Origin of the sequence: Pseudomonas sp. KK4 (assembly GCF_001984065.1) — a bacterium.
Classification (GTDB): domain Bacteria; phylum Pseudomonadota; class Gammaproteobacteria; order Pseudomonadales; family Pseudomonadaceae; genus Aquipseudomonas.
In genome coordinates this window covers 14194-27023 of sequence record NZ_LYVP01000072.1, presented here as the reverse complement: position 1 = coordinate 27023, position 12830 = coordinate 14194, and the positions used below count along the sequence as shown (strand labels likewise).

General features: G+C 60.3%; 9 protein-coding genes. 3 read left to right on the top strand and 6 right to left on the bottom strand.

All coding sequences use genetic code 11. The annotated features are described in order from the left end of the window. Positions 1–168: 168 nt before the first annotated feature. Positions 169–729: a cytochrome b gene (locus tag B0W55_RS20805; RefSeq protein ID WP_077047796.1), complete on the top strand. Its 561-nt coding sequence runs from the start codon at positions 169–171 to the stop codon at positions 727–729. A gap of 125 nt (positions 730–854) precedes the next feature. Here B0W55_RS20805 and B0W55_RS20800 read toward each other — a convergent pair whose 3' ends face one another. Next, the gene (locus B0W55_RS20800; RefSeq protein WP_077047795.1) at positions 855–1781 is read right to left on the bottom strand and encodes a 1-aminocyclopropane-1-carboxylate deaminase/D-cysteine desulfhydrase; all 927 of its coding nucleotides are present in this window, start codon (positions 1779–1781) and stop codon (positions 855–857) included. Positions 1782–1913: 132 nt separating this feature from the next. After that, the gene (locus tag B0W55_RS20795; protein WP_077047794.1) at positions 1914–3953 is read right to left on the bottom strand and encodes an NADPH-dependent 2,4-dienoyl-CoA reductase; all 2040 of its coding nucleotides are present in this window, start codon (positions 3951–3953) and stop codon (positions 1914–1916) included. Positions 3954–4158: 205 nt separating this feature from the next. On the opposite strand from B0W55_RS20795, the gene B0W55_RS20790 reads away from it, so the two are divergent. Both B0W55_RS20790 and B0W55_RS20785 read left to right on the top strand, forming a co-directional pair. Beyond that, positions 4159–5289 (top strand): carbon-nitrogen hydrolase family protein, encoded by a 1131-nt coding sequence (locus B0W55_RS20790; protein ID WP_077047793.1) that lies wholly within the window; start codon positions 4159–4161, stop codon positions 5287–5289. A 3-nt stretch (positions 5290–5292) separates the two neighbouring features. Further along, the gene (locus B0W55_RS20785; RefSeq protein WP_077047792.1) at positions 5293–6333 is read left to right on the top strand and encodes an AraC family transcriptional regulator; all 1041 of its coding nucleotides are present in this window, start codon (positions 5293–5295) and stop codon (positions 6331–6333) included. Between the two features lie 373 nt (positions 6334–6706). Here B0W55_RS20785 and B0W55_RS20780 read toward each other — a convergent pair whose 3' ends face one another. From B0W55_RS20780 to lon, 4 genes are all read right to left on the bottom strand, one after another. Then, positions 6707–7552 carry a DUF2242 domain-containing protein gene (locus B0W55_RS20780; protein WP_077047791.1) on the bottom strand — a complete coding sequence of 282 codons (846 nt, stop codon included), beginning with the start codon at positions 7550–7552 and terminating at the stop codon, positions 6707–6709. A gap of 202 nt (positions 7553–7754) precedes the next feature. Next, positions 7755–9626 carry a SurA N-terminal domain-containing protein gene (locus B0W55_RS20775; RefSeq protein ID WP_077047790.1) on the bottom strand — a complete coding sequence of 624 codons (1872 nt, stop codon included), beginning with the start codon at positions 9624–9626 and terminating at the stop codon, positions 7755–7757. 234 nt (positions 9627–9860) lie between these two features. Continuing rightward, on the bottom strand, positions 9861–10133 hold the full coding sequence (locus tag B0W55_RS20770; protein WP_002552737.1) for an HU family DNA-binding protein: 273 nt from the start codon (positions 10131–10133) through the stop codon (positions 9861–9863). Positions 10134–10282: 149 nt separating this feature from the next. Next, entirely contained in the window at positions 10283–12679 is a 2397-nt protein-coding gene (gene lon / locus B0W55_RS20765) for an endopeptidase La (protein ID WP_077047789.1), read from the bottom strand. Between the last annotated feature and the right edge of the window lie 151 nt (positions 12680–12830).

The window sequence follows — 12830 nt, the reverse complement described above, 5'->3', positions numbered from 1 at the left end:
ATACATCCGTCGGCTGACACACCGCTTTCGCGAGCAAGCCCGCCCCCACAAGGACAAACAGCGCTTTACCGCAAATAGCCTCAGGCAAACCCGCTGAAACAGGATTACAGTTAAAGCACACCGTCGCCCAAGAACGGTGGCTTGGCCCGACCTGTGAGGAAAAGCGAGATGCCGTGGAAAAACTCCGATTCGCGCTACAGCACCGTATCGATCGCGCTGCACTGGTTGATGCTGGTCCTGCTGGTGGTGGTCTACGCCTGTATTGAATTTCGCGGCATCTTTCCCAAAGGCAGTGGCGGCAGAACCCTGATTCGCGAAGCGCATTTCATGTTCGGCCTGACGGTGTTCGTACTGGTCTGGCTCAGATTGTTCGCCCGCAGCCTGGGCAAGGCCCCGCAAATTTTCCCCGCCTCGCCGCACTGGCAAACCGTGCTTGCCCGCCTGATGCACTGGGCCCTGTACATTTTCATGATCGCCATGCCGATACTGGGCTGGCTGATTACGAGTGCCCAGGGCAACCAGGTGATGTTCTACGGCATCGACCTGCCGATGCCGATCGCCGAAAACAAACCGTTGGCCACACGCCTGCATCACTGGCATGTGCTCGGTGGCACCCTCGGTTACTGGTTGATCGGCCTGCACGCCGTGGCAGCGCTGTACCACCACTATGTGGTGGGGGATAACACCTTGTTGCGGATGACGCCCAAGCGCGTCAGTCGCAATACCTGACCCCCACACAAAACCCAATGTGGGAGCGGGCTTGCTCGCGAAAGCGCTTTATCAGTCACTTCATCGGTGACTGACACGGCCTCTTCGCGAGCAAGCCCGCTCCCACAATGGTTTTGAGGGTGACTTCAGGTTGGCGGATTGAAGCCTCGCCGTCCTTGCAAACCGCCCGTATGGACGAAGATCAGCCGCGTGCCTCGGGCAAATGTTCCCGCTTGCACATGCTGCTTGAGCGCCAGCAGGGCTTTGCCGGTGTACAGCGGTTCAAGGGGAACGCCGCTCGCCTGTTCAGTCTGTTCGATGAACTCGAGCAGCAGCGGGTCGACCCTGGCAAAGCCCCCTCGGCTGGCATCGAGCAGCTCGTAGACCACAGTGTTCGCGCCCGCCTCTTCCACGATCCGGCCCACCTGCTGCGCCACACCATGATCTTCAGGCACCGCCAACGCTCCGTAGACCGGATGCGCCCCCGCTTCGGCCAGCACCAGGCCGGCCAGGGTGGTGCCGGTGCCGCAGGCCAGCCACCAGCCGTCGTAGTCGCTCCAGCCCACTCGCGCCAATGACGCCCCGACCATCGCCTTCAGCTGCATGCAGCCCCTGGCGCCCGGCAAACCGCCGCCACCTTCCGCCACCGGGTAGAGGTCGGGATATTGCGCCTGCCACGGCGCCCAGAACCCCGGCTCATGCCGTGCCCGATAGCCGCCATAACCGAGCCAGTGCAACTGCATGCCGAACGCCTGCAAGTCCCGCACCGTCGGCGTTTCCTGAGGGTGCCCGCGCAGCAGGCCCACGGTGCGAAAGCCAAACCGCTTGCCGGCGGCGGCCAACGCATGCAGGTGATTGGAGTGCGCACCGCCCAGGCTGATGATGCCCCTGGCGTGAATAAGGTCGGCAGCCTTGAAATGGTCGATCAGCTTGAACCATTTGTTGCCGCTGATCAGAGGGTCGATGAGGTCCAGGCGCAACATCGCGACGTCGATGCCGGCCATTGTCAGCCAGTCGAGGTTCAGGTGTTCGAGGGGGGCCGAGGGTAGCCAGTCACTGGGAGGGAGAAGCATGGATGCCGGCTCAGGGTGAAAGAGCCCGCATTTTAGCAGCCTTGAGGATGCCATCGCGGGCAAGCCCGCTCCTACAGTGATCTGTGGGAGCGGGCTTGCCCGCGATGGCCATTGGCATATTTGGCCTGCGGATTACAACTGCGCTGCCAACCGCGAACCTTGGTTGATCGCCCGCTTGGCATCCAGCTCCGCCGCAACATCCGCGCCGCCGATCAGGTGCACGTTCTGCCCCGCCGCCAGCAGCCCTTCCTGCAACTCGCGCAGCGGGTCCTGGCCGGCGCAGATCACGATGTTGTCCACTGGCAGCACGTGCGGTTCGCCGCTTTCGCCGATGCGGATGTGCAGGCCCTGGTCATCGATCTTCAGGTACTCGACGCTGTTGAGCATCTGCACCTGCTTGTTCTTCAGACCGGTGCGGTGGATCCAGCCGGTGGTCTTGCCCAGGCCGTCGCCGACCTTGGTTTTCTTGCGTTGCAACAGGAACACTTCCCGGGCCGGTGCATGGGGCGCCGCCTTGATTCCGGCGACACCGCCGCGGGCTTCAAGGTGGGTATCGATCCCCCACTCCTTCCAGAACTCGTCACGGTTCAGGCTGGTGGCCTGGCCCTGGTGAACCAGGAACTCCGAGACGTCAAACCCGATACCGCCAGCGCCGATCACCGCCACACGCTTGCCCACCGGCTTGCGCTCGAGCAGCACATCCAGGTAGCTCAGCACCTTGGCGTTCTCAATACCCGCAATCGCTGGCAAGCGCGGTGCGATACCGGTGGCCAGGATGATCTCGTCGAACCCGCCCTCGACCAGTTTCGCCACATCCACGCGGGTGTTCAGGCACACCTCGACGTGGGTGGTCTGCAACTTGCGGCCGAAGTAACGCAGGGTTTCATAGAACTCTTCCTTGCCCGGCACGCGCTTGGCGACGTTGAACTGGCCGCCGATTTCGCTGGCCGAATCGAACAGCGTCACCTGATGACCCCGCTCGGCGGCGACGGTGGCGGCGGACAGACCGGCAGGGCCGGCACCGACCACGGCGATTTTCTTGATCTGCCGCGTCGGCACATAGTTGAGCTCGGTTTCGTGGCACGCACGAGGGTTGACCAGGCAACTGGTCAGCTTGCCGCTGAAGGTGTGGTCCAGGCACGCCTGGTTGCAACCGATGCAGGTGTTGATCTCATCGGCGCGGCCTTCAGCGGCCTTGTTGACGAAGTCCGGGTCGGCGAGGAACGGCCGCGCCATCGAGACCATGTCGGCATCGCCCTCGGCGAGGATCTGCTCGGCCACTTCCGGGGTGTTGATGCGGTTGGTGGTGATCAGCGGAATGCTCACCTCGCCGCGCAGCTTGGCCGTGACCTTGCTGAACGCCGCACGGGGCACTTTGGTGGCGATGGTCGGGATCCGCGCTTCGTGCCAGCCGATACCGGTGTTGATGATGGTCGCGCCGGCCTTTTCGATGGCTTTGGCCAACAGCACGATTTCGTCCCAGGTGCTGCCGCCTTCCACCAGGTCGAGCATCGACAGGCGGAAAATGATGATGAAGTTCGGGCCCACCGCTTCGCGCACACGGCGGACGATTTCCACCGGCAGGCGCATACGGTTTTCGTAGCTGCCGCCCCAGCGGTCGGTGCGGTGGTTGGTGTGGGCGGCGAGGAACTGGTTAATGAAATAACCTTCCGAGCCCATGATTTCCACGCCGTCGTACTCGGCCTGCTGGGCCAGGGTCGAGCAGGTGACGAAATCACGGATCTGTTTCTCGATGCCTTCCTCGTCCAGCTCCTTTGGCTTGAACGGGTTGATCGGTGCCTGGATGGCGCTGGGAGCAACCTGTTTCGGGCTGTAGGCATAACGCCCGGCGTGGAGAATCTGCATGCAGATCTTGCCGCCCGCCTCGTGCACCGCACGGGTCACGATCTGATGTTTCAGCGCTTCTTCTTCAGTCGTCAGCTTGGCGGCACCGGAATACACGCCACCCTCGTCGTTCGGGCCGATACCGCCGGTAACCATCAGGCCGACGCCACCCCGGGCCCGCTCGGCGAAATACGCCGCCATGCGCTCGAAACCACCGGGCTTTTCTTCAAGGCCGGTGTGCATCGAACCCATCAGGGTGCGGTTGCGCAGCGTGGTAAACCCCAGGTCCAGCGGGGCCAGCAGGTTCGGGTAATGGGCGGCGGTCATCGGTAGCTCCACAGGCGATCACGGAAAATGGGGACGCTCTGCGTCGCCCCTCAGTCATGTGTTACAGACTATGGACACTGTAAAGGACGCTCAATGACTGAAACTGACAACCTATTGATCCAAATGAGCAGTAACCCTTGGCAAGCGGCGGCATGGGTCATACCCTAGGCAGCGAACCCTGAACACGGCCGTTGACTGTCCCCCCATGCGTAAACTTCTGTACCTGACACTGTCCATGGCATTGATCGCCGCCCTGACGACCTACGCGATGTGGGCCGCGGACCGCCCGGTGGGGCATTACCTGTCCGACCTGCGCATTGACCTGGCGATCGACCAGGGCACCCCCGCCGACCGTGGCAACCTGCTGGGCATCCAGCCCGAGCTGTTCCCCACTGACTATCAAAGTCCCGAACGCCTGCACCGCAAGCTGGCGGCCTACCTGCAGAAAGCCCAGGAAGAAGGACTGCTGAACGACAAGACCATCGTCGTGCTGCCTGAACATGTCGGCACCTGGCTGATGGTCAGCGGCGAGAAAGACGAGCTCTATCAGGCCACCACCTTCAAGGAGGCCATGAACTGGCTGGCGGCGAGCAATCCGTTGAAGTTCGTTCGTGCGCTGATGAGCGCCCAGGGCGGCAGCCGGCTGGACGATGCGCACCTGCGGATGAAGGCCAAAGCCATGGCCAAGGACTATCAGGCATTGTTCGGCGGCCTGGCCAGGGAATTCCACGTGACGCTGGTGGCGGGCTCCATCGTGTTGCCCGAGCCCAGCATCATCGATGGCACCCTGAAGATCGGACGCGGCGCGCTGTTCAACAGCAGCGTTGTGTTCGGCAGCAACGGCGTGCCGATCGGCCAGCCCCAGCGCCAGATGCATCCGGTGTTCGAACAGCAGGATGTGATCCGGGCCAATGGCGAACACACGCTCAACGTCGTCGATACGCCGGCCGGGCGCCTGGGGGTGCTGATCGGCAGCGACAGCTGGTACCCGGACAACTACCGCAAACTCGACGATCAGCAGGCTCGGATCGTCGCGGTTCCGGCCTTTGTCGCGGGCCGTGGCACCTGGGATCAACCCTGGCGCGGCTACAAGGGCTCGTCGACACCGAGTTCTATCAGCCTCAAGGCCGGTGAGCTCAGCGAGGGCCAGGCCTGGCATCGATTGACCTTGACGGCGCAACCGCCCTCCAGCCAGGCGATCGCCGGCATGAGCGTATTCCTGCGTGGGCAATTCTGGGATCAGGCCGGCGCAGGCCAGAGTTTTCTGAGCAGCAATGGCCAGCACTTCGCCGACGGCAACGCCCGCGGCGCGCGCCTGTTGAACCTCTGGTTGTAAGTCATGAAACCGTTGCCAATGCGACTGGGCGATCTGTCGGTGGGCTTCGTGCACAGCCTGGCCGATGCCGTGCGCAGCCACGGTGTCGACCCTCAAGCGCTACTTGAACAATTTGGCCTGGATGCGGCTCGCCTGAGCGAAGCCGGGGCGCGGCTGTCGATTCCGCGCTACATGCGTCTGGGCCACAGTGCGATCCAGTTGACCGACGACCCGGCGCTTGGCTTGCGCATGGGACAACTCAGTCGCCTGAGCCAGGCCGGCCTGGCGGGCGTGACCGCGTCCCAGGCGCCAACGGTGCGCGAGGCGGCGCGCTGCCTGATCCGCTTCGAATCGTTATATGGCTCCAACTACCGCGGGCAATCGAGCTTTCACGAAGATGCCGAAGGTGCCTGGCTGCGCTTTTATTCCATCAGCCCCTATAACAGCTATAACCGCTTCGTGGTGGACTCGATCATCGCCGGCTGGTTGCAGCAACTGTCCAGCATCAGCCCTGCCCCGCTGCGCGCCGAACGCATCGACATCGAGTTCGAAGTACCTGACTACTGCGCCGCTTACGACCAGTTGGGCGACAGCCCGATTCAGTTTGGCGCCGAACACAATCAATTGCGCCTGAGTCTGGCCAGCCTGGCCCAGCGCAACGCCCAGCACTGCCCGAGTACCTGGCGACATCTGCTGCAACTGTGTGAACGGGAACTTGAACAACTGACACGCACCCGTAGCCTGCGTGAACGCATCACTCAGTTACTGGGGCCGTTGCTCAATGGTGGCCGGGAACCCGACCTGGAAGAAGTGGCGGCACGCCTCAAGCTGCCCGTCTGGACCCTTCGCCGCCGACTGGCCGAAGAGGGCACGCAATATCGCGCGATTCTCAACGACACCCGCCGCGACCTGGCCATGACCTACATACGTGATACGGAACTGGCGTTCGGTGAAATCGCCTACCTGCTGGGGTTTGCCTCAGCCGAAGCGTTTCAACGTGCCTTCAAACGCTGGACCGAGCAGACACCGGGCGAGTTTCGCCGCAGCCATCGTCAATCCGCCTGACGCTTACAGCTCGGTAGCGTCTTCAGCGGGCTCCAGCGGGTCCAGTTCGAACGCCTGATACTCGAGCAACTCTTCTTGATAATCGTCCATTTTCCAATCCCCCACGGCCCATTGATAAACATCTGAATAAATGACCAGCGCCTTGAGCCTAAAGTGCCCGCGTGAAGGAAAAATGACGCGGGCACGACAGTTCGTCGCCTCTGAATAAAACGTAGCAGGCGGTCGGGCATTTATCGAAGGATTTTTTACGACTTACGGGGGGTGTCTGGATGAGCGAGCATGCTCGCGATGTTCGTTGACGATGACGCGGGCTCACCGGATGAACGCAGTGATCTTGCGTTCATCGCGAGCGAGCTCGCTCCTACAGGGGATTTTATTGGCCAGAGACCGGCATGGCCTTGATCGGCTCGGACGGTGGCGGAATGTCAGTCGGATTGGCCGGTGGTGTGATCGTTTCTGCGGCCGGAGCGGGCTCTGCGCTCGGGGCCGCACTGATCGGTGCGGCCTCTGGCGGCGGCGCTACCGGCTCGGACGCTGTTGGCGCGGCTTCGGCTGGTGCCGTTTCCTGCGCAGCCGGAGCAGGCTCTGTGGCGGTCGCAGGGGCCAATGCAGCAGGAGCCGGCGCGGCCTTGGGCTCAGGCATGCCCAGATCTGCCTTCGGCTTCTCGGGGATATGCTCGGCTTCCTTGACCTCCTTGGGCAGGAACTGCTCGACCAGTGCGAAGAACCGATCGTAGAACTTGGCGGAGGTCACGGTTTCACTGGCGACCTTGACCATCGAGTCGTCTGACGAGCCGATCGGCATCGACACCGAACCCAGCACGCCTACCCCGAGGCTTGCCGAATTGTTGGTCTTCTTCAGTGCGTACTTGTCCTGCAGGGCGTTGGCGAACACCGTGGCGTGATGCCCGGCATTGCCACCGTCGGCGCAGACCACGCTGAAACTGATTTCCATGTGGTTCTCGCCGGTCTGCTGGAAACTCTTGTGCCCGCTGACCAGTTTCGGATCGCTGCTGGTAATGATGTAGCCCTGGCTCAGCAAGGCACGACGGGCGGCTTCGCAGCTTTGCGAATCAGTCACGGGGTAGTTGCGGGAAAAGGTACCGGAGTCGTCGAAGTTCTCATGCTCGTAGATGGCGGCTTTCTTCGACGAGCACCCGGCCGCGACGGCCAGCACCAGCGCCAGCCCGGCAACACGCATGGGAAATGATTTAAACATTGAACATCCTGAGGAAAACGGTTCGGGGCGTATTGTGCAACAGATCTATGCTTAGCGTCGCATCGATTGTGTCTTAAAACAGTTACAGGGGTGTTGACTCCGATAGTTGGCAAACGTCCCCGCCCGTTTGTCACTCCCGCAATAACAAAAAACCCCGGCCTTTCGGCCGGGGTTCGTTTGTAACGCAGTGTTCAGTCAGACATCAGAAGCGCTTGATGTCGGCCTGGCTTTCCAGCTGCTTGCGGTAAGCGGAGAAGTCTTGCTGGCCAACCCGCGATGCGAGGAAGCGACGGTATTGAGCCTTCTCTTCTTCAGTGGGCGTTGCAGCTTCATTGACGCCGTTCAGACGAACGATCATCAGGCTGCCATCCGGCAAGGTCACGCTGCTGAACGTCGGCTTGTCCTTGGAGGCTGGCTTAGGCATGCGGAACAGAGCCTGCAGCACGGCCGGGTCGATCCCTTCCTGAGCGCGGGTCGCCGCTTCGGTGACTTTCCAGTTCTGACCATCGATTGCCGCGTTCAACGGCGTTTTGCCGTCGCGCAGGCCGGTAATCAGCTCGTCAGCCTTGGTCTTGGCGGCAGCACTGGCGTGCTCCTTGGCCAATTGCTCGCGGATCGGGCCAGCCACGCTTTCCAGCGGCAGTTGCGCAGGCTTGAGGTGCTCCTTGGCGCGCAACACGATCACGGTGTCTGGATCCAGCTCGATGGCGGTGCTGTTGGCACCCTCATCCAGCACTTCCGGACTGAACGCCGCGGTCACCACGGCACGGTTGGCCGCAATGCCCTCGCCGCCTTCGCGACCGAACGGCTTGGAAGTGTGCACTGTCAGCTTCAGGTCTTGCGCCGGCTGGGCCAGATCGGAAGCTTCGAACGAGGCATCTTCCAGTTGCTTGGTCGCTTCGACGAAACGCTGCTCGACCTGCTGAGCCTTCAACTCACGGGTCAGCTTGTCCTTCAGGCTCGCCAGTGTCGGCACTTCAGGCGCTTCCACGCCCAACAGCTTGATCAAGTGGAAACCGAAGTCGGTGCGAACCGGTTCGGAAACCTGATCCTTGGTCAGCGAGTACAGGACCTTTTCGAACGCTGGGTCATAGACGCCTGGACCCGCATAGCCGAGGTCACCGCCATTGTTGGCCGAACCCGGGTCCTGGGAGAATTCCTTGGCCAGGGCCTCGAACTTCTCGCCTTTGGCCAGACGGGCCTGAATGTCTTCGATCTTGGCCTTGGCTTGCGCCTCGGTGGTCTTGTCGTTGACTTCGATCAGAATGTGCGCAGCCCGGCGTTGTTCGGACAGGTTGGCGATTTCTTTCTGATACGCCGCTTGCAGGTCTTCGTCCTTGACGCTGACCTGATCGAAGAACGAAGCCTTCTTCAGCTCCAGGTAATCGATGATCACCTGATCCGGCGTCATGAATTCCTTGGCGTGTTCGTCATAGTAGGCTTTGACTTCCTCGTCGGTCAGTTTCACCGCCGCCGGGTCAGCCTTGATGTTCAGGGAAGCGAAATCGCGGGTCTGCTTCTCCAGACGGGCGAACGCCAGTACCTGTGCGTCGGTGACGAAACCGCTGCCCGCCAGACCGGCGCGCAGTTGGCCGATCAGCATTTCCTGAGCCAGCATCTGGCGGAACTGCATACGGCTGTAACCGAGTTGACGAATCACCTGGTCGAAACGCTCAGGACTGAACTTGCCATCGACCTGAAACTCAGGCGTTTGGAGGATGACCTGGTCCAGAGCCGCTTCGGAAAAAGCGAATTTGGAGTTTTGTGCGCCTTGCAGCAGCAACTTGCGATCGATCAGGCCTTTGAGCGCCGATTCGCGCAGCATTTTTTCGTCGAGCAAGGACGCATCGAAATCCTTGCCCAGCTGTTGCATGAGTTGACGGCGTTGCATATCGACCGCCTGGCTCAGCTCGTTCTGGCTGATTTCATCGCCATTGACCTTCGCCGCCTCATTGGTGTGCGTCGTAGCCTTGAAAATGGCGTCGAAACCGGTCAAAGCCATCAGTGCAACGATGACTCCGATGATGGTCTTGGCAATCCAGCCTTGTGAATTGTCCCTGATGTTCTGCAGCATGCGTCCCCCATAAACGGTTGAACTTCAAAAATTAGGCAACCGCGGAGCGTGGGTAGAATCCGGATAGAAGAAAGGCGCATCCGGGGATGCGCCTTCTCGTAACTGGCGGAGCGGACCGATGACTCGTACTTGCGAGCCTCGGTGTCTCGGACCGGCGACTCGCCGACTGGACTACCGCTCCGCTGCCAGGTCAGGCATGACCCCGACCCGGATAGGCAAAAACCTGAATCGAACTTAGTTGACAGCTTCTTTCAGTGCTTTACCGGCTTTGAAACCTGGTTTTTTGGCTGCTGCGATTTCCAGTGTCTTACCGGTCTGTGGGTTACGACCGATGCGAGCTGGGCGATCGGTGACGGAGAAAGTACCGAAACCAACCAGAACAACGGAGTCGCCAGCCTTGAGAGCGCCAGTGACGGATTCGATTACAGCGTCCAGCGCACGGCCAGCAGCAGCTTTCGGGATATCAGCGGATGCAGCGATAGCATCAATCAGTTCCGACTTGTTCACTCTAAGTCCCCTTATATCTATTTGAGTATGATTCTAAGTTTTTTTGGTGAAAGCAAAAACGAGTGCTGAATGGCCTACAGACACTTAAGAGCCGCTTTATAACAAGGGCTCTAAAAAACTGTCAAGGAAGCCCCCCAGGCAAATACGTATTAATGCGTGCTAATTCTTTCCTTAGAATCGGACTCGCGTTTCTCATCCTTCGCGACGATCTCCGGAGCCACATCCGGCAAGGGCTCCGGCGCGTATTGCAGCGCAATTTGCAGGACCTCGTCAATCCATTTAACTGGTTTAATCTGGAGATCCTGCTTGATATTGTCAGGAATTTCCTTCAGATCGCGAACATTCTCTTCGGGAATGATCACCGTCTTGATTCCACCACGGTGAGCGGCGAGCAGTTTTTCTTTCAAACCACCGATCGCCAGCACCTGGCCACGCAAGGTGATTTCACCGGTCATGGCCACATCGGCGCGGACAGGAATGCCCGTCAATGCCGACACCAACGCCGTGCACATGCCTACACCCGCGCTAGGGCCATCCTTGGGCGTCGCCCCTTCCGGCATATGGATGTGGGTGTCGCGCTTCTCGTGGAAGTCCAGGGGGATTCCCAAGCTCTTAGCGCGGCTACGCACCACGGTAAGGGCGGCAGTGATCGATTCGACCATCACGTCCCCCAGGGAACCGGTCTTGATCAGTTGGCCCTTGCCCGGCACCACGGCAGCCTCGATGGTCAGCAATTCGCCGCCCACCTGAGTCCACGCCAGACCGGTCACCTGTCCGATCTGATCCTGTTGTTCAGCCAGGCCGTAACGGAACTTACGCACGCCCAGGAAGTGCTCCAGATCGTCCGCCGTGACCTTTACCGAGAAGCGTTTTTCCAGTGCATGCTCCTTGACCGCCTTGCGGCAAACCTTGGCAATCTGGCGCTCCAGGCCACGCACACCAGCTTCGCGGGTGTAGTAACGGATGATGTCGCGAATCGCTTCCTCGTCGAATTCCAGCTCGCCTTTTTTCAAGCCATTGGCCTGAATCTGCTTGGGCGAAAGGTATTTGACGGCGATGTTGATCTTCTCGTCTTCGGTGTAGCCCGGCAGACGAATCACTTCCATCCGGTCCAGCAGCGCCGGCGGGATGTTCATGGAGTTGGAGGTGCAGAGGAACATCACATCGGACAGGTCGTAGTCGACTTCCAGATAGTGATCGTTGAAGTTGTGGTTCTGCTCCGGATCGAGCACTTCGAGCAACGCCGACGCCGGATCGCCACGCATGTCGCTGCCCATTTTGTCGATTTCGTCGAGCAGGAACAGCGGGTTGCGGACGCCCACCTTTGTCATCTTTTGAATCAATCTTCCTGGCATCGAACCGATGTAAGTACGGCGATGACCACGGATTTCAGCTTCATCACGCACGCCGCCCAAGGCCATGCGCACGAATTTGCGGTTGGTGGCGTGGGCGATCGACTCCGCCAGGGAGGTTTTACCCACACCCGGAGGGCCCACCAGACACAGCACCGGACCACGAATCTTCTTCACGCGCTTTTGCACGGCGAGGTATTCGAGGATGCGCTCTTTGACTTCTTCCAGACCGTAGTGGTCGGCATCGAGAATGTCTTCGGCGCGGGCCAGATCAAGGCGTACCTTGCTCTGAGCCTTCCACGGCACCTGGACCAGCCAGTCGATGTAGGAGCGCACCACGGTCGCTTCAGCGGACATCGGCGACATCTGCTTGAGCTTGTTCAGTTCGGCGGTGGCCTTGGCCAGTGCGTCTTTTGGCAGGCCAGCGGCGTCGATACGCTTTTTCAGCTCTTCGACTTCGTTGTGACCTTCGTCGCTGTCACCGAGCTCTTTCTGAATGGCCTTCATCTGCTCATTCAGGTAGTACTCGCGCTGACTGCGCTCCATTTGCTTTTTGACGCGACCGCGAATGCGTTTCTCGACTTGCAGCAGATCGATCTCGGCATCGAGCAGCGCCAGGACGTGTTCGACCCGGGCCGACAAATCGATGATTTCGAGGATTTCCTGCTTCTGCTCGATCTTCAGGGCCATGTGTGCGGCCATGGTGTCGACCAGGCGCCCTGGCTCGTCGATGCTGTTGAGCGACGACAGGACTTCAGCCGGGACTTTCTTGCCCAGCTGCACGTATTGTTCGAACTGCGACAGCAGGCTGCGCACGAACACTTCCGATTCGCGCTCTGGCGCGTCGACTTCGTCGATCAACGAGACTTCGGCGCGGCAATGGCCGTCCACTTCGCTGAAGCGCTCCACGGCGCCACGCTGCTCGCCTTCGACCAGAACCTTGACCGTGCCATCGGGCAGCTTGAGCAGCTGCAGAACGGTCGCAATCGTACCTACGCGATACAGCGCGTCTTCACCAGGATCGTCGTCAGCCGGGTTTCTCTGAGCCAGCAGAAGAATCTGCTTGTCGCCCGTCATCGCTGCCTCGAGGGCTTCAATGGACTTCTCGCGCCCCACGAACAGCGGGATAACCATGTGCGGATAAACCACGACATCACGCAATGGCAGGAGAGGCAATTCGATGGTTGTCTTCATGATTTCGCCTCTACGGCGGCCCTAGGGCCGGAAACAGATGGAAGTAAGCTTGAAACCAAGATGGGGGCAGCCTTGAAAAAAAACAAGCACAAAGACTGTGTAAAAAACGCAAAAAGCAAAGGGGCCCGAAGGCCCCTTCTTTATATCGGCG

Excerpts from the sequence above, each read along its gene's own strand:
- B0W55_RS20795 (WP_077047794.1), bottom strand. The coding sequence starts at position 3,953 with ATGACCGCCGCCCATTACCCGAACCTGCTGGCCCCGCTGGACCTGGGG.
- B0W55_RS20780 (WP_077047791.1), bottom strand. The coding sequence starts at position 7,552 with ATGTTTAAATCATTTCCCATGCGTGTTGCCGGGCTGGCGCTGGTGCTG.
- B0W55_RS20775 (WP_077047790.1), bottom strand. The coding sequence starts at position 9,626 with ATGCTGCAGAACATCAGGGACAATTCACAAGGCTGGATTGCCAAGACC.
- B0W55_RS20805 (WP_077047796.1), top strand. The coding sequence starts at position 169 with ATGCCGTGGAAAAACTCCGATTCGCGCTACAGCACCGTATCGATCGCG.
- lon (WP_077047789.1), bottom strand. The coding sequence starts at position 12,679 with ATGAAGACAACCATCGAATTGCCTCTCCTGCCATTGCGTGATGTCGTG.
- B0W55_RS20790 (WP_077047793.1), top strand. The coding sequence starts at position 4,159 with ATGCGTAAACTTCTGTACCTGACACTGTCCATGGCATTGATCGCCGCC.
- B0W55_RS20785 (WP_077047792.1), top strand. The coding sequence starts at position 5,293 with ATGAAACCGTTGCCAATGCGACTGGGCGATCTGTCGGTGGGCTTCGTG.
- B0W55_RS20800 (WP_077047795.1), bottom strand. The coding sequence starts at position 1,781 with ATGCTTCTCCCTCCCAGTGACTGGCTACCCTCGGCCCCCCTCGAACAC.